At 67.6% G+C, this 17,690-nt stretch carries 13 protein-coding genes and 1 tRNA gene; 8 read left to right on the plus strand and 6 right to left on the minus strand.

Features of this window, described 5'->3' with window-relative positions; genetic code table 11:
- Positions 1-8 precede the first annotated feature (8 nt).
- A complete protein-coding gene (locus tag AU188_RS22265; protein WP_059165636.1) occupies positions 9-1,388 on the minus strand; it encodes a zinc-dependent metalloprotease in 1,380 nt (459 codons plus the stop codon).
- Between the two features lie 194 nt (positions 1,389-1,582).
- Here AU188_RS22265 and AU188_RS22270 point away from each other — a divergent pair, with 194 nt between their 5' ends.
- From AU188_RS22270 to mbtM, 4 genes are all read left to right on the plus strand, one after another.
- Positions 1,583-2,605: a YlbL family protein gene (locus tag AU188_RS22270; RefSeq protein WP_059165637.1), complete on the plus strand. Its 1,023-nt coding sequence runs from the start codon at positions 1,583-1,585 to the stop codon at positions 2,603-2,605.
- Between the two features lie 100 nt (positions 2,606-2,705).
- Entirely contained in the window at positions 2,706-5,723 is a 3,018-nt protein-coding gene (locus AU188_RS22275; protein WP_059165638.1) for a UPF0182 family protein, read from the plus strand.
- 150 nt (positions 5,724-5,873) lie between these two features.
- Positions 5,874-5,947, plus strand: a tRNA-Met gene (locus AU188_RS22280).
- A gap of 160 nt (positions 5,948-6,107) precedes the next feature.
- Entirely contained in the window at positions 6,108-7,628 is a 1,521-nt protein-coding gene (mbtM, locus tag AU188_RS22285; protein WP_059165639.1) for a long-chain-fatty acid--ACP ligase MbtM, read from the plus strand.
- A 6-nt stretch (positions 7,629-7,634) separates the two neighbouring features.
- Here the strand turns inward: mbtM and sodC are convergent, their stop codons facing one another.
- Positions 7,635-8,498: a superoxide dismutase[Cu-Zn] gene (sodC, locus tag AU188_RS22290; protein WP_059165640.1), complete on the minus strand. Its 864-nt coding sequence runs from the start codon at positions 8,496-8,498 to the stop codon at positions 7,635-7,637.
- Positions 8,499-8,561: 63 nt separating this feature from the next.
- On the opposite strand from sodC, the gene AU188_RS22295 reads away from it, so the two are divergent.
- Entirely contained in the window at positions 8,562-9,314 is a 753-nt protein-coding gene (locus AU188_RS22295) for an alpha/beta hydrolase family protein (RefSeq protein WP_059165734.1), read from the plus strand.
- Positions 9,315-9,385: 71 nt separating this feature from the next.
- On the opposite strand, the gene AU188_RS22300 is transcribed toward AU188_RS22295, so the two are convergent.
- A complete protein-coding gene (locus AU188_RS22300; RefSeq protein ID WP_059165641.1) occupies positions 9,386-10,357 on the minus strand; it encodes an NADPH:quinone oxidoreductase family protein in 972 nt (323 codons plus the stop codon).
- 116 nt (positions 10,358-10,473) lie between these two features.
- On the opposite strand from AU188_RS22300, the gene AU188_RS22305 reads away from it, so the two are divergent.
- Entirely contained in the window at positions 10,474-11,442 is a 969-nt protein-coding gene (locus AU188_RS22305; protein WP_059165642.1) for an alpha/beta fold hydrolase, read from the plus strand.
- A gap of 15 nt (positions 11,443-11,457) precedes the next feature.
- Here AU188_RS22305 and AU188_RS22310 read toward each other — a convergent pair whose 3' ends face one another.
- Complete coding sequence (locus tag AU188_RS22310) at positions 11,458-12,819, minus strand: flavin monoamine oxidase family protein (RefSeq protein ID WP_059165643.1); 1,362 nt, start codon at positions 12,817-12,819, stop codon at positions 11,458-11,460.
- Between the two features lie 19 nt (positions 12,820-12,838).
- Between AU188_RS22310 and AU188_RS22315 the strand changes: the two genes are divergently transcribed.
- A complete protein-coding gene (locus tag AU188_RS22315) occupies positions 12,839-13,828 on the plus strand; it encodes an LLM class F420-dependent oxidoreductase (protein ID WP_059165644.1) in 990 nt (329 codons plus the stop codon).
- 40 nt (positions 13,829-13,868) lie between these two features.
- The gene (locus AU188_RS22320; protein ID WP_059165645.1) at positions 13,869-15,347 is read left to right on the plus strand and encodes a flavin-containing monooxygenase; all 1,479 of its coding nucleotides are present in this window, start codon (positions 13,869-13,871) and stop codon (positions 15,345-15,347) included.
- Between the two features lie 96 nt (positions 15,348-15,443).
- On the opposite strand, the gene AU188_RS22325 is transcribed toward AU188_RS22320, so the two are convergent.
- Entirely contained in the window at positions 15,444-16,556 is a 1,113-nt protein-coding gene (locus AU188_RS22325) for an Rv3169 family protein (protein ID WP_059165646.1), read from the minus strand.
- Positions 16,556-17,689: a phosphotransferase family protein gene (locus AU188_RS22330; protein WP_059165647.1), complete on the minus strand. Its 1,134-nt coding sequence runs from the start codon at positions 17,687-17,689 to the stop codon at positions 16,556-16,558. Before AU188_RS22330 ends, AU188_RS22325 begins: the two co-directional genes overlap by 1 nt.
- Between the last annotated feature and the right edge of the window lies 1 nt (position 17,690).

The following is a 17,690-nucleotide window of genomic DNA, read 5'->3' on the forward strand; positions in this document are numbered from 1 at the left end:
CCGAATCGCTATTGGTCGTCGTCCGTACCGCGATCGGGTTTCTGGATGTCCTTCTCGAGGTCGGCGATCGCCTCCTCGATGGCGCTGTCCATCCCGCTGGTGTCGCCGCCGATCATCCGGTCGATGAATCCGGCCGGTTCGTCGAGGTCCTCGGCGGTGGGCAGCAGGTCCGGATGCTGCCATACCGCGTCGCGGCCATCGGAGCCGACGGCCTCGGTCAACCGCTCCCAGAGCACCGCGGCCTCCCGCATCTTGCGAGGCCGCAGTTCCAGCCCCACCAGAGTCGCGAAGGTCTGTTCGGCCGGCCCGCCGGTGGCCCGGCGCCTGCGCAGCATCTCCGCCAGCGCCGACGTGCCGGGAATGCGGTCGCCGAGCGCATCGGTGACGACCGTCTGCACCCATCCCTCGATCAGCGCCAGCAGCGTCTCCAGCCGCTCCAGCGCCGCGGTCTGCTCCGGCGTCGCCTTCGGCTCGAAGATGCCCTGATTGAGCAGTTGCTCCATCTGCGCCGGGTCGGTCAGCGCCGCCGGATTGATGCCCGAGGCCAGTTCTTCGATGCCGCTCATGTCGATCTTCATGCCGCGGGCGAACGCCTCGACCGCATTCAGCAGCTGGCTGGCCAGCCACGGCACATGGCTGAACAGGCGGTGGTGGGCGGCCTCGCGGGCGGCGAGGAAGGTGAGGATCTCGCTGCGCGGCTGCTCGAGGCCCTCGGACAGCGACTCGACCGCCTCCGGCATCAGCGCGGCCATCCCTTTAGGGCCGAGCGGCAGCCCGATGTCGGTGGAGGTCAACACTTCTCGCGACAGCTTGCCCAGCGCCTGACCCAGCTGTGAGCCGAACGCCATCCCGCCCATCTGCGTCATCATCGACAGCAGTGGACCGGCCATGGTCCTGGCCTCGTCGGGCAGCGCGGACACCCACACCGTCGAGATCTGTTCGGCGACCGGGTCGCACAACCGCTTCCACGTTTCGAGCGTGTTGTCGATCCAGTCCGTCGGCGTCCACGCGACGGCCTTGCTGGTGCCCGCGGGCAGCGCCGTCACGCCGTCCAGCCAGGTCTCGGCGAGGTGCACGGCGTCGGCGATCGCCGCGCTTGTCTTTTCCGGCACCGGCGCGACGAAGCCGATCTGGCTCGACGCCAGCTGCCGAGCCAGGTCGTAGTTCACGGGTCCGGACTGCTTGCCGGCGGCCATCGCGCCGCCAGCCCCGCTGAACATCTCGCCGAGCTTGCTGAAAATCTGGCCCAGCTGCGACATGTCGAACTCGGATCCGCCTTGAAAACCCATGCCGAACGGGTCGGCGCCGGACCCCTGATCGGGATCCTTCTTGCGCTTGTCGCGCTCGGGGTCGTCCCCGGCGGAGAAGCCGAAAGGCGGGTCAGCCATGCCTCAACCGTACTCACCGGCCGCCGGAGATGTGGCTGGGCAGGTCACGCTGACAGCGAACCCCGGTCCGGGCGCCGATTTCTGCGCGACGGTCGTGCTCCGGCCGGATTTCACGGCCCCGGGGTGGAAGTCGCGAACGGTCCGGACCCGGCGTGACCAAGGGCACCGACGCCGCAACCTTTACATTGGGCGGCGTGAACAGGCGGACTTTGACGTTGCTCGTCGCGCTCGTCCCGATCCTGGCCTTCGGCGTGCTCGCGTCGGTGGCGGTGGTGCCCTACGTGTCGCTGGGCCCGGGGCCGACGTTCAACACGCTCGGCGAGGTCGAGGGTAAGCAGGTCGTCGACATCGAGGGCGCCGACGTCTATCCCACGTCTGGGCATCTGAACATGACCACGGTGTCCCAGCGCGACCAGCTCACGCTGGGCCAGGCGATGGCGCTGTGGCTCTCGGGCCGCGAGCAGCTGGTGCCGCGTGATCTGGTCTACCCGCCAGACATGACGCGCGAAGAGGTCAACGAGGCCAACACCACCGACTTCCGCAACTCCGAACGCAGCGCCGAATACGCCGCGCTGCACTACCTCGATTTCCCGATGGCGGTGACGGTGGAGAACGTCAACGACGACGGACCGTCGGCGGGCAAGCTGGAGGACGGCGACGCGATCGACGGCGTCAACGGCAAGCCGGTGGCCACCCTCGAGGAGTTTCAGGCCTTGCTCGAGCACACCAAACCGGGTGACACCGTGGTGCTCGACTACCGCCGTAAGGACGGGCCGCCCGGTGTCGCGACCATCACGCTGGGCAAGCACCCGGAGGGCGATCAGGGATACCTCGGCATCGGCGTGCTCGACGCACCCTGGGCACCGTTCTCCATCGACTTCAACCTCGCCAACATCGGCGGTCCGTCCGCGGGGTTGATGTTCTCCCTGGCAGTGGTCGACAAACTGACCACCGGTGACCTCACCGACGGCGAGTTCGTCGCGGGCAGCGGAACGATCTCCGGGGATGGCGAGGTCGGCTCGATCGGCGGCATCACCCACAAGACGCAGTCCGCACGGGAGGCGGGCGCAACCGTTTTCCTGGTGCCCGCCGACAACTGCGAGGAAGCCAAGACGGACCCGCAGGAGGGTCTCGAACTGGTCAAAGTCGACACCCTGGCACACGCCGTCGACGCCCTGAAGACGTTGTCCGCCGGTGGCGAACGCCCTCATTGCTAGGCGATTGGCCGGCCACTGCCGGACGGCGGTTGCGTAGAGTTGGGGCGAAGCTCGGGGTGGCGTCGATCGCGACGTTTGGGAATGGAACTGGAGTCGACGAGTGGGTATGCGGCCCGCGGCACGAATGCCGAAGCTGACACGACGTAGCCGGATTCTCATCGGGGTGGGCGCCGTCGCCGTCCTGCTGTTGTTGATCGGACCACGGTTGATCGACACCTACGTCAACTGGCTGTGGTTCGGCGAACTCGGCTATCGCTCGGTCTTCACCACCGTGCTGTTCACCCAGATCCTGCTGTTCCTCGTGGTGGCGCTTCTGATCGGCGCGATCCTGTTCGCCGGGCTGGCGCTGGCCTACCGCACCAGACCGGTGTTCGTGCCGACCAACGGCCCCAACGACCCGGTCGCCAGTTACCGCACCGCGGTGATGGCGCGGCTGCGACTCGTCGGCTTCGGCGTGCCCGCGCTCATCGGCTTGTTCGTCGGGCTGTTCGCGCTGGGGCAGTGGCAGACGGTCCAGCTGTTCCTGCACGGCGACAGCTTCGGGATCACCGACCCGCAGTTCGGTATGGATCTCGGGTTCTATGCCTTCGACCTGCCGTTCTACCGGCTCGTCCTGAACTATCTGTTCGTCGGGACCTTCCTGGCGTTCCTCGGAAACCTGTTGGGTCACTATCTGTTCGGCGGCATCCGGCTGTCCGGGCGCGCCGGTGCGTTGAGCCGTGCGGCGCGTATTCAGTTGATCACCCTGGTGGGCATCCTGATGCTGCTCAAGGCGGTCGCGTACTGGTTGGATCGCTACGAGCTGCTGAGCCACACCCGCGGTGGCAAGCCGTTCACGGGTGCCGGCTACACCGACATCAACGCGGTGCTGCCGGCCAAGCTCATCCTGATGGCGATTGCGGTCATCTGCGCGGCCGCGGTGTTCTCGGCGATCGTGCTGCGCGATTTGCGTATCCCCGCGATCGGCGTGGTGCTGTTGCTGCTGTCGTCGCTTGTGGTCGGCGCGGGCTGGCCGCTGGTTGTCGAGCAGTTCAGCGTCAAACCCAATGCGGCGCAGAAAGAAAGCGAATACATCAGCCGAAGCATCACGGCGACCAGACAGGCTTACGGGCTGACCGACGACGTGGTCACCTACCGCAATTACAGCGGCGACTCGGCGGCCACCGCGCAGCAGGTCGCCGCGGACCGGGCGACGACGTCGAACATCCGGCTGCTGGATCCGACCATCGTCAGCCCGGCGTTCACCCAGTTCCAGCAGGGCAAGAACTTCTACTACTTCCCCGAGCAGCTGTCGATGGACCGCTACGTCGGCCCCGACGGCAACCTGCGCGACTACGTGGTCGCCGCCCGCGAGCTCAACCCCGACCGGCTGATCGACAACCAGCGCGACTGGATCAACCGCCACACCGTCTACACCCACGGCAACGGTTTCATCGCCTCACCGGCCAACACCGTGCGTGGCGTCGCCAACGACCCCAACCAGAACGGCGGTTATCCGGAGTTCCTGGCCAGCGTGGTCGGCGCCAACGGCAGCGTCATCTCGCCCGGACCGGCGCCGCTGGATCAGCCACGCATCTATTTCGGACCGGTGATCTCCAACACCCCGGCCGACTATGCGATCGTCGGCAAGAACGGCGACGTCGACCGCGAGTACGACTACGAGACGAACACCGAGACCAAGAACTACACCTACACCGGCCGCGGCGGCGTTCCCGTGGGCAACTGGCTGGCGCGGTCGGTCTTCGCCGCCAAGTTCGCCGAACGAAACTTCTTGTTCTCCAATGTGATCGGCCCGAACAGCAAGATCCTGTTCAACCGCGATCCGGCGGACCGCGTCGAGGCGGTGGCGCCGTGGTTGACCACCGACACCAGCGTGTACCCCGCGATCGTGAACAAGCGGATGGTGTGGATCATCGACGGCTACACCACGTTGGACAACTACCCGTACTCGGAGTTGACGACGTTGTCGAGCGCCACCGCCGACTCCAACGAGGTGGCGATCAACCGGCTCGCACCCGACAAGCAGGTGTCGTACATCCGCAACTCGGTGAAGGCCACCGTCGACGCCTACGACGGCACGGTCACGCTCTACGCCCAGGACGAGCAGGATCCGGTTCTCAAAGCGTGGATGAAGGTGTTCCCCGGCACGGTGAAGCCCAAGAGCGAGATCTCGCCGGAACTGCAGCAGCATCTGCGCTATCCCGAGGACCTGTTCAAGGTGCAGCGTGCGCTGCTGGCGAAGTACCACGTCGACGACCCGGTGACGTTCTTCTCCACCTCGGACTTCTGGGACGTGCCGCTCGATCCGAACCCGACCGCGAGCAGCTACCAGCCGCCGTACTACATCGTCGCCAAAGACCTTGTCACCAGAGACCGTTCGGCGTCGTTCCAACTGACCAGCGCGATGAACCGGTTCCGCCGCGACTTCCTCGCCGCCTACATCAGCGCCAGTTCCGATCCCGACACCTACGGCAAGCTCACGGTGCTGACGATCCCCGGGCAGGTCAACGGTCCGAAGCTGGCGTTCAACGCGATCAGCACCGACACGGCGGTCAGCCAGGACCTCGGCGTGATCGGCCGCGACAACCAGAACCGCATCCGGTGGGGCAACCTGCTGACGCTGCCGGTGGCAGATGGTGGGCTGCTCTACGTCGCGCCGGTGTACGCCTCGCCGGGGGCCAGCGACGCCGCGTCGTCGTACCCGCGCCTCATCCGGGTGGCGATGATGTACAACGACAAGGTCGGCTACGGCCCCACGGTGCGCGATGCGCTGACCGAGTTGTTCGGGCCTGGCGCCGACGCGACCGCCACCGGGCCTGCGCCGATCGCGGGACCGGGTGGACAGCAGCCGGCCGCGCAACCGCCCGCCGACGGCGAGGCGCCGACCGGTCGCCCGCCGGCCAACCAGCAGGGTCAGGCACCGGAGGCGCAGGCCCCCGCCGCGGTGCCGCCAGGCGGCCCGGTGGAGTTGTCCGGCGCGAAAGCCGCTGCGCTGCAAGAAGTCAACACGGCGCTCGACGCGCTGCGTAAGGCCCAGCAGAGCGGTGACTTCGGTGAGTTCGGCCAGGCGCTGCAACGCCTAGACGATGCGATGAGCAAGTACCAGTCCGCCAGCTAGCGCTTCCCCCTTCTGCGCGAGCGACCGTGTCTGTACGGCAACACACGGTGCCGGCCGTACATTTTGCGGTCGCTGGAGCTCACCGAAAGGCCCCGTGAGCGCGCGATTTGGAAGTGCACGAGCGCCTTCGGTAACGTTGCGTTCACCCGACGCGGGGTGGAGCAGCTCGGTAGCTCGCTGGGCTCATAACCCAGAGGTCGCAGGTTCGAATCCTGTCCCCGCTACTAGGTGAAGCGGCCCCCGGAGGAATTCCGGGGGCCGTTTCGCATCTCGCCCACGGCATCGAGGTGATTTCCCACCGCGAACTTCGATCGGTTAGCTTTGGACGCAATTGACCAGATCGACAATCGCTTATTCGAGCGCGTAAACACTGCGAGGTGGTCCATGGACTCGTTGGCGAAGGCCTTTGCCGAGCGGCTGACCAGCTCTGACAACAGCCTGCACGTCTTCGACGACGGCACCTGGACCCGCCACCCCTGGCCGGAGGTGCACGCCCGGTCGGAGAACGTCGCGGACTGGCTGCTCAACGAGGAAGTCTCCGCGCTGGGGCTGGCGGGCGAACCCACCGTCGAGCTGATCGCGGCGATCCTGGGCGCCTTCCAGGCCGGCGCGGCGGTGACGATCGCGCCCAGCCCGGTGCGAGGCGCGGACGCAGACAAGTGGGCGCAGACGACGGTGGCCCGGTTCGCGGGCATGGGCGTCAGCCATGTGCTCACGGGAGGAAGTCATCTCGAGCAGCTCGCCCTCGTCGACCGCGGGCCGGTGGTGAAGGAACTGGTTTCCGTTGCGTCGCTTGCCAGATCGACGACGTTCAGGCGTCCCGACGAACCCGCCGCCGTCGCCGTGCTTCAGGGCACGGCCGGCTCGACGGGCGTTCCTCGCGCGGTGCAGCTGTCCCCGGATGCGGTGCTGGCCAACCTCCGGGGCCTCAACACCCGCATCGGGGTGTCTCCGCCCGACGTCGGTTGTTCCTGGTTGCCGCTGTATCACGACATGGGCCTGAGCTTTGTGCTGGCCGGAGCACTGGGCGGTATCGACTTGTGGCAGGCGCCGACCGCCGCATTCCAGGCCTCCCCGTTTCGCTGGTTGAACTGGCTCACCGAGAGTCGCGCCACGATCACCGCTGCACCGAACATGGCATACGGATTGATCGGAAAGTACTCGCGCCGGGTCACCGACGTCGACCTCAGCAGCATGCGGTTCGCGCTCAACGGCGGCGAACCCGTCGACTGTGAACTGACCGCCTTGTTCGCCACCGAGATGGCCCGGTTCGGGTTCTCCGCCGGTGCACTTGCGCCCTCCTACGGCTTGGCCGAATCCACCTGTGCCGTAACGGTTCCCGAGCCTGGCCGCGGCCTGATCGTCGACGAGGCCGGCCATGCGGTACTGGGCGAGCCGATCCCCGGCATGTCGGTGCGTGTCGAGCAGCGCGACGACGCGCAGGTCGGCGAGATCCAGATCCGCGGAACCTCGATGATGTCGGGCTACCGTGACGACGCCCCGTTGGACCCCGACGAATGGTTCGCCACAGGCGATCTCGGCTACTTCGTCGACGGCGGTCTGGTGGTTTGTGGCCGCGCCAAGGAACTGATCACGGTGGCCGGGCGCAACATCTTCCCCGCCGAGGTCGAACGGGTGGCGGCCGGCGCGCCCGGCGTGCGGGACGGCGCCGTGGTGGCGGTCGGCGTGGGGGAGCGCTCCGTTAGGCCCGGCGTCGCGATCGTCGCGGAGTTCCGCGGCCCCGACGAGGCGCAGTCGCGCGCCGACCTCATCGAGCGCGTCGCATCCGAATGCGGCGTGGTACCCGCCGACGTCGTCTTCGTCCGGCCCGGCACACTACCGCGGACATCGTCGGGCAAGTTGCGGCGGCTCGAGGTCAAACGCGACCTGCTGCAGCGGTCCTGATCGCCGTCAGCCGCCCGGAGCGGGTGGCGCGGGTGGTGGGGTCTCGGTCGTTGTTGTCGTCGTCGGTGCGGTCGTGGTCGTCACGGTGGTCGTTTCCGCCGTCGTGGTCTCAATCGGCGGCGGCGGCACCACCGTCTCGGTGGTCGGGCTGATCACGGTCGTCTCCGTCACCGTCGTCGGTGTCGTCGTCGTGGTTGTCGTGGTCGTCGTTGTCGTGGTGGTGGTTCCCGACGCCGACTCGATGACACCGCACGCCACCCGTGCGCCGGCATCACCCGTGGCCAGTGTGTCCTGATCCGGACCCGGCGTGCCGTTCGGCTGGGTGTAGCGGTCGGGGATGTGTGCGAAGTTGTCCTCGTCCTGGTGGATCATCAGCGCGGTGCCCTCACCGGCCAACAGATCCGCAGCGGTGAACGCATCGGTGGTCGTGACGAGCTCTGCGGACCCGTCGGAGCGGACCTCCAGCGCGGTGAGGTCGCCGCTCGCCGGGTGGCCGGTGTGCCCCGGCGCCTGGAAGTGGCCGCCCGCCGACAGGAAATCGCCTGGCTCTCCGCCCGTGGGCGGGACCGAATTGGCTTCGCACTTGCCCACCGAATGGATGTGCAAGCCGTGGAAACCCGGGCTCAAGATGCCGCCTTCGATCGTCTCGACCGTCACCCTGGCGAAGCCGTTCGCGAAGTCCAGCGTCGCGTTGGCGACGGGTGTGCCGTCGGCCGTCTTCAGCTGTGCGTTCAGTCTCTCCGTGCCCGCGGGCGCCGCCGTGGTGCCGGGCGTCGTGGTCTGCTCGCCGGCGTCCTCCGAGCTGCAGGCGGACAGCGCGACGATCGGTGTCGCCACGGCGAGCGCCGCGATGATGATTCGGTTTGCCATGGCACCCTGGTACCCGAAGAAGTGATCGACGACACATGGTCGCCGGATGACAGGATGACCCGCGTGGCTGAGCGCGTCAGATTCCCGAGCTCCAGCGGACCCACGCTCGCGGGTGAGCTCGACGTGCCCGACGGCGACGTCCGCGGGTGGGGCGTGTTCGCGCACGGCTTCACCCTCGGCAAGAACAGTCCCGCGGCCAGCCGCATCTGCAAGCAACTCGCCGGCGAGGGCATCGGCATGCTGCGCTTCGACAACCTCGGCCTCGGTGACTCCGAAGGCGATTGGAGCGACGGGTCGTTTTCGCACAAGGTGGCCGACACCGCGCGCGCCGTCGAGTTCATGAACTCCGAAGGCCGCGAGGTGCGCCTGCTGGTCGGACACTCGTTCGGCGGGTCGGCCGCCATCGCTGCGGCCCACGAGTGCCCGAGCGTCGCGGCGGTGGCCAGCATCGCGGCGCCGTCCGAGCCCGCGCACGTCGAGCGCACGTACGACGCGCTCGTGGAGCGGATCGAGGCGGAGGGGGAGGCGCCGTTTCTCATCGGCGGTAAGGCGCTGACGTTGAAGCGGCACTTCATCGAAGACGTCCGCAACGTCGATTTGCAGGAGCGCATCCGGACCCTGCGCCGCGCGCTGCTCGTCATGCATTCGCCGACCGACAACACCGTCGGCATCGAAAACGCCAGCGAGATCTTCCGCGCGGCCCGACACCCCCGCAGCTTCGTCTCACTCGAGGGCGCCGATCATCTGCTCACTGAGAAGAACCAGGCGGCCCGCGCCGCGCGCATCATCAGCGCCTGGGCCGACCCGTATCTGTGATTTGTGCACGTTTCGGAGCGCTCACCGCAGAGCGCTCACCGCTCCTGAACGTGCACAAGTCGCCGGGAAAGTCACCGCACCGCGACGACGACCTTGCCCTTCGCCGAGCGGTCCTCCAGCGCGGCGATCGCATCGGCGGCGCGCTCGAGTGGGAACACCTGGGGTTGCGGCGCCGACACCTTGCCGGACGCCAGCAGCGGCTCCAGCTCGGCCCACTGCTCGGCAAGGTAGTTCGGATGGGTGAACGTCCAGGCGCCCCAGCCCACGCCGACCGCGTCGACGTTGTTGAGCAGCAACCGGTTCACCTTCACGGTCGGGATCTCGCCGCCGGTGAAGCCGATCACAAGCAGCCGCCCGCCCGGGGCCAGCGAGCGCAGCGAGTCGGTGAAGCGGTCGCCACCGACCGGGTCGATGACGATGTCCACGCCGCGGCCGTCGGTCAACCCCTTCACGGCGTCCTTGAACCCGTCGGCCAGCACCACGTCGGTCGCCCCGGCGGCCCTGGCCACCTCGGCCTTGGCCTCCGTGCTCACCACCGCGATCACCCGCGACGCGCCCCACGCCGGCGCCAGCCGCAGTGTCGACGTTCCGATGCCGCCGGCCGCCCCGTGCACGAGCACGGTTTCGCCCTCGGCCAACCGGCCCCGCGTCCGCAGCGCGTGGTGCATGGTGAGGTCGTTGAACAGCAGACCCGCGCCGGCTTCGAACGAGACGTTGTCGGGCAGCTTGAAAACGCGTTCGGCGGGCAGCGCGACGACTTCGGCCATCGCGCCGCACAGCATCGTCAGGGCGGCGACGCGGTCACCCGCCTGCACGTGCGAGCCGTTCGGGGCGCTGCGCACCACGCCCGCGACCTCACCGCCGGGCGAATACGGCAGCTCCGGCTTGTACTGATAGAGCCCGCGTGACTGCAGCACGTCGGGAAACGCGACACCGGCCGCGTGCACTTCGATGACGACCGCTCCATCACCTTCCGGTTCGTCCACCTCGACGAGCTTCGCCGCCGAAGGTCCGTCGAGGCTGGCTATCTGGATCGCACGCATGGCGCCTATTTAACATCTTCGAATGCCCGATATCGGCGCCGCGGTCAAGGCTGTACTGCACACTGCTAGATAAGCTCACTTATGCGGCAACGTCGCCGCGGTCGAACGGAGCGAAGATGAGTGGTGGTCCCCGCGGCCGGTCGAAGGCCCCCGTCTTCGCCGCCGCCCAGTCGCTGCCCGAGAGCCGCGCCGTCGCAGTGCGTTCCAAGGACGGCATCCGCCTGCATGCCGAGGTCTTCGGACCCGAGGACGGCTATCCGATCGTGCTGGCGCACGGAATCACGTGCGCCATCCGGGTGTGGGCACATCAGATCACCGATCTGTCGCGCGACTATCGCGTCATCGCGTTCGACCACCGCGGCCACGGCCGCAGCGCAGTGCCGGTCCGTCGTCGCGCGTACAGCCTCGATCATCTGGCGGCCGACCTCGATTCGGTGCTCGACGCGACGCTCGCAGCGGGCGAACGGGCGGTCATCGCCGGCCATTCGATGGGCGGCATCGCGATCACGTCGTGGGCGGAGCGGTACGCCGAGCGGGTGACCGAACGCGCGGACGCCGTCGCGCTGATCAACACCACGACCGGCGACCTGTTGCGCAACGTCCAGCTGCTGCCCGTGCCGGCGCGACTTGCCGGCGTGCGCGTGCTCACCGCCGGGGCGTTCCTGAAGACCTTCGGCGCGATGCCGCTGCCGCGCGCCGCCGCCGGCCCGAACCAGCGCTTCCTGTCGATGCTCGCGGTGGGCCACGACGCCGACCCGGCCATCGCTGCGTTCGTCCATGAGTTGTTCCTTGCGACTGCGCCCGCCGGCCGTGGCGGCTGGGCCCATACGCTCGTCGACCACCTCGGTCCGCGACACATCGGGCTCGCCAACCTCGTGGTGCCGACGCTGGTGATCGGCAGTGAGAAGGACCGGCTGCTGCCGATCGCGTCGTCGCGCCGGATCGCCCGTGAGGCACCCAATCTGACCCAGTTCGTCGAACTGTCCGGCGGACACTGCGCAATCCTGGAACGCCCGGACGAAGTGAACAAGCATCTGCGGCTGCTGATCGACTCGGTGACCTCCGAGGGCCGCATCAGTTCCTAGTTTCGGCCCACCGGCCTAACCGGTCAGGGCGCGATGCACCTCGTCCGCGGCGCGCCGGCCGGAGCGCACCGCGCCGTCGAGAAAGCCGGTCCAGGTGTCGGCGGTTTCCGTACCGGCCCAATAGATCCCGTCGACGGGCTTGCGCAACCAGGGCCCGTATGCGGTCCAGGAGCCGGGCGGCACGGCGGCCGTCGGCCCGCCTGGCGCGAATTGCTCTGCGCCCCAACAGTGATCGAGGTAGTCGATCGGTGCCAACGCGGCGTCACCGAACAACATCGCGAAGCCCGACAGCGCGCGTTCGCGGCGCCGCGCCGGCGGCAGTCGGTCGAACGAGCGGGCGTCGGTGAACCCGAGCAGGATGCCGGGGCCCTCGTCTCCCGGGCTCACGTCGAACGTGATGAACACCGGCCCTTCGTCGGAAAGGGCCTCTCCCGAGAGGCCTTTCGCGCGCCAGAACGGCGTCTCGTATGCGGCGTAGGCCTTGCTGAGATTGCCCTGCGGCCAGTGCTGCGCGAGCTTGCCGTACTCGGCGGGCAGCTCGGGCAGGAACGCGATCGCGTTGCGGTGTTCGGGCGGGATTGCGACGACGACGGCCTTGGCGCGCACGGACCCGCGATCGGAGGTCACGGTGAGCGTGCCGTTGTTGTGCCGTTCGATGCTGCGTACCGCGGCATCGAGCACGACGCGCGAGCCCAATTCCTCGGCTATCCGTGCCGCGATCTGTTGTGTGCCATCGGGGAATCGGCTCTGTTGCGCGCCGCCCTCGACGTCGAGCATGCGGTCCAGGCCGCCGGCCGCCTTGACGTAGCGCACCGCGTGCAGCATCGACACCGCATCGGGTTCGCACCCCCAGGTGACCCTCGACATGATCGCCATCAGATCCCGTGTTCCCGCGCTGGCGTGCACCGACTTCAGCCAGCCGTCGAGCGTCTGGGAGTCCAGGCTGTGAGCGATCGTGGCCTCCCACGGCTTGTCCACCGGCACCTTGCGGCAGACGCGTTCGAAACGCCACTGGATCCGCGACACGTCGAGCAGTTCGATGATCGACAGCCGCGGGATGGTGCTGCGATAGGACCGGACCTTGCCCCGCCAGCGGATCAGGTTCTTGCCCTGGCTGTACGTCGGGACGGTCCGGCAGCCCAGCTCGGCCGCCAACTCGCCGACAGCGTCCTGAGTCGGCCCGACGAACGTGCCACCGAGGTCGACGGGGACACCCGCGATCGTCGCCGTCGACGACCGCCCGCCCACCCGGTCACGGCCCTCGAGCACCACGACGTCGTGGCCCAGCCGCACCAACGCCCGCGCGGCCGACAGCCCGGCGAACCCGGCGCCCACCACGACCACATCGGTGTCGGCCGGGACGGAGGAAGTGGGCACGCGATTAGGCTCTCACGCCGTGAAGGTCATGACAGCGTTGTTCGGCCCAACCGATGCGATCGAGCGGGCGCAGCTGCTGCGCGACGCGGGTGCCAGCGGAGTGTTCACTTTCGAGGGACCGCACGACGTTTTCGCGCCGCTGACGCTGGCGTCCACCATCGACGGCCTCGACCTGATGACCAACGTGGCCATCGCGTTTCCGCGCAACCCGATTCAGCTCGCCCACCAGGCCTACGACCTTCAGCTGCTCGCCAAGGGCCGCTTCACCTTGGGCCTCGGCACGCAGGTGCGCGCGCAGGTCGAAAAACGCTACGGCGCGGCCTTCGACCGTCCGGTCGAGCGGATGAAGGAGATGGTCGGCGCGCTGCGCGCGGTGTTCGCGGCGTGGGAGACCGGCGAACGCCTCGATTTCCGCGGTGAGTACTACCGGCACACGCTGATGACGCCGACATTCAACCCGGGACCGAACCCGTACGGAATGCCGCCGATCTATCTCGGTGCGCTGGGCCCGCGGCTGACTCGCGCCACCGCCGAGGTCGCCGACGGCCTGTTGGTGATGCCGTTCGGGACCAAACGGTTCCTACACGAGGTGACGATGCCCGCCGTGCGCAACGGGTTGGCGCAGGCGGGCAGGTCCCTCGACGACTTCGCGGTGGTCCCCGAGATCATCGTGTCCGTAGGCAGCGACGAGACGGCGCACACGGCCGCGCGCAGGCTGCTGGCCTTCTACGGCTCCACGCCCGCCTACCGCCCGGTGCTCGACGTGCACGGCTGGGGTGAGCTGCAGCCCGAGCTCAACGCGCTGTCCAAGCAGGGGCGCTGGCAGGAGATGGGCACGCTGATCGACGACGAGGTACTGCACACCATCGCCGCGTGCGGCAGCCCGGCCGAGGTGGCCGCCCACATCCGTGACCGCGTCGAGGGAGTGTCCGACCGGATCTGCCTCTACCAGCCCGGACCCATCGCCGTCGATGCGTTGGCCGAGATCGTCGACGCGCTGGCCGCCTGACTCCTATCGTGGTACTCAGCAGAACCAAAGGAGTTTGCGGATGGACAACCGGGTGCAGTACGCCGACGTACTGATCATCGGCGCGGGCATTTCGGGCATCGGCGCCGCCTATCGCCTGCAGGAGAAGAACCCGAACCTGAGCTACACGCTTCTCGAGCGCCGCGCCCGCATCGGCGGCACCTGGGACTTGCACCGCTATCCGGGCATCCGATCCGACAGCGACATCTTCACGCTGAGTTACCCCTTCGAACCGTGGACGCGTCCGGAGAACGTTGCCGACGGCCCCGACATCCGCGAATACCTCACCCAGACCGCCCGCAAGCACGGCATCGACAAGCACATCCGGTTCAACACCCATGTGTTGTCCGCGGATTGGGACTCGACCACCGACACCTGGACGGTGCAGACCGAGCAGGACGGGACGCCGACGACGTACCGCGGCCGCTTCCTGTTCTTCGGCACCGGCTACTACAACTACGACGAGCCCTACCGCCCGGATTTCCCCGGCCTCGACGAGTTCAGCGGCGAGGTGGTGCACCCTCAGCACTGGCCCGAGTCACTCGACTACGCCGGCAAGCGCATCGTCGTGATCGGCAGCGGCGCAACGGCGGTCAGCATGATCCCGTCGCTGACCGAGACGGCCGGGCATGTGACGATGCTGCAGCGGTCGCCGACGTACATGCTCTCGGGGCCGAGAGTCAATCCCGTCGTGCAGGCGATTCGCGCAGTGCTGCCGGGACGGGCCGGGTACTGGGGCGCCCGCATCTACAACACGATCTTCACCGTGTTCATCTACGCGTTCGCCCGCGCGGCGCCCAAGCTCAGCAGGCGCTTCATCCGCCGGAACGCCAAACGCAATCTGCCGCCGGGCTATCCGGTCGACGTCCACTTCAACCCGCGTTACGACCCGTGGGATCAACGGTTGTGCGCGATGCTCGACAACGACTTCTACGAGGCGATCAACACCGGCCGCCTGGACGTGGTGACCGACCACATCGACCACATCGACGCGTCCGGCATCGTATTGCGCTCCGGGCAGCGGATCGACGCCGACGTGATCATCACCGCCACCGGGATACAGCTGCAGGCGCTCGGCGGTGTTCATATCAGCATCGACGGCGCCGAGATCAAACCGCAGGACCGGTTCGTCTACAAGGAGCACATGCTCGAGGACGTGCCGAACCTGGCATGGTGCGTCGGCTACATCAACGCCTCATGGACGCTGCGTGCGGATCTGACCGCCCGCGCATTCGCACGGCTGGTGTCCTACATGGATTCTCACGGGTACACCCACGCCTATCCGCATCTCGGCGACAAACCGATGCCGGAAAAGCCGGCGTGGAACATCAACGCCGGCTACGTACAACGCGCCCTGCACGCGTTGCCGAAGTCCGGAACGCACCGGCCGTGGAACGTCCGGCACAACTATGTGCTCGACGCGATCGACCACCGATTCGACCGGATCGAGGAGTCGATGGTGTTCGGGCGGGCACCGGTCCCGGCAGCGCCAGTCGCCTGACTTTCTCGGCGCGAGACTTTCTCGGCCCAGCAGACGCAAAGTGCCCTGATTTCGCGGCTTTTCGGGTCACTTGGTGTCTGCCCGCGGGGGCACAGCTCAGTCGGCGACGGTGAGCCAGTCCTTGAATCCCGACGGGTCGTGCCGGCCGAGCGCACCGTGCTCGAACAAACCCCACCCCTCGGCGGACTGACCGTTCTCCCGGCACACCGCGCGGCCGACGTGGTCGATGACCCCGAACATGGCGCGGCCGTTGACTGCCGGATCGGTCATGTCGTAGGTGAGGCGTTCGGTGAACTTGTCGCCCTTCCACATGCCGTGCAGCCAGTCCGAGTCCCCGCCGTACCCGCCCCCGATGTGGATGGGGACCGGTAGCTTCGACTCGACCTCGAACACCACGGGCGAGCCGTCCGGTGTCGTCGCTTCGATGGTGGCGCCGTACGGGATTCGCGTACCCGAGGTGTAGTGGATCTTCACGCGAGGCCAGCCGAGTTGTTCGACGCGGCCGTCGCGCCAGATTCGCGTGCAGTCGTTGAGGCTGCGGAATCCGTTCGGCTCCTCCTGGATGATCAACACGATCCCGAAGTCGTCGAAGGCCATCGGCACGTACAGCCACCACATGCCATCGAACGGCGGATGCGCCGGCCTGCCGGCGGGTTCGGGTTCGCCGATGGGGCGGATGCCCCACGACCGGTCGCGGCTGCCGATCCACACCGACGGGTCGACGGCAATCTCCTCGCCGTCGACCGCGATGACGCCGCTCCACGATCCGACCTGTGCGAAACGCTGCGCGTCCAACGTGATTCGGGTGCCGGTGCGCAACACGTGGCGCTGTTCCTGCACCGCGTCGAAGAGGCCGTCCCAGGTGAGGTCGACGGCGATGCCCTCGGTCTCCTCACAGACGATCCGCAGCTTGTGCAGCGGTTCGTTCACCTCGACGCGGTAGCCGAGCACGTGCTGGTTGAGCCGGTCGGAGTCTATGCCGTCGGACAGGTGCACCGCGGTCTGCTCGTCGCCCCGCCGTATGAGGACGAATGCGTCCTTGACACCGAGGTTGGGGTAGTAGCCGATACCGGTGATCAGAAAGATGTCGCCGGTGCGGTCGTGCGCGTTGAAGTAGGAGCGGTCGTAGAAGTTGCGGTCCGACGATCCGGGCCAGGCAATCGGTTGCGGAATCTGGTGGATGGGGAATTCGTCGGTGGGCCCGAGCATCAGGCATCCTCTCCGATCAGTCGTTTGAGTAGTGAGCCGTGGTAGAACAGTGATTCGACGTCGTCGGGCCGTTCGATCTCGCCGAAGCGAACCCGCCGCGCGCTGGTGCGCATGAACACGCACGCCCAGATCACGCCGGAATAGACGTAAAACCAGTGCAGGTCGCCGAGTTCGACGCCGGTCAACGCGGCGTAGGTTGACTTGACGTCGTCCTCGCGCATGAAGTCGGGCAGTCCGGGCAGCCCCGCGAGACCGGCCAGCTCCTGGAAAACGTTGTGCGCGAAGATCATCCATGCCGCGTCCATCTCGCGCGGCCCGAGTGTGGCCATCTCCCAGTCGAGTACGGCCACCGGCCGGTAATCCGAGTACAGCACGTTGCCGACGCGGGAGTCGCCCCACACCAGGACCGGGTCGCTGGCCGCGACGTCGGCCGGCCAGTTGGCCTCCAGCCATTCGAGGGCCCGCTCGATCAGCGACGAGCGCCCGATGTCCGGTACGGCGAACTGGTACCAGTCCTTGAGCCAATTCAGGTTGCGCCGCAACGCATTGCGGTCGCTTCCGTCATCGAGGAAACCGAAGGTCGTCTCCGGTTGCGGAATCGAGTGCAGTTTGGCGATCACGCCGACGGTGTTGTCCTGTAGTTCCCGTTGCCGTTCGGCAGGCGAGTCGGCGAACCAGTTCCCTCCGAACGTGTACGGCATGACATCGGGCGGCACCCGGCCGTCGACGTAGTCCATCAGGAAGAACGGCGTACCGAGCACCTCGCCGCTGTTCTCCAGCCACCGCACCTGCGGCACCGGAACGTCGGTCTTCTCCTGCACCAACCGGATCACGTCGAACTGGTGGTCCATCCGGTAGGACGAGAACACCGGGACGTCCTCGGGCGTGGGCGCCACCCGAGCCACCCACTTCTGTTCCTGCGCCTGACCGTCGGCGGTCCAGCGTCCGGTCAGGATGATCGTTTCCGACGACATCCCGTTGGCGTCGACGCCACTTTCCACGGTGATCTCCGGTGCCACCCCGCCTGGCAGCACCGTCGAGAGCCACCGCGACATCACACCGGGGAGGGTGCTCAGATCACGGCTCGAATGCTCGAGGCGATTGATGTCCTCGACAGCCGGTTCACTAGCCACA

It is taken from the genome of Mycobacterium sp. IS-3022 (assembly GCF_001500065.1).
Taxonomy (GTDB): domain Bacteria; phylum Actinomycetota; class Actinomycetes; order Mycobacteriales; family Mycobacteriaceae; genus Mycobacterium.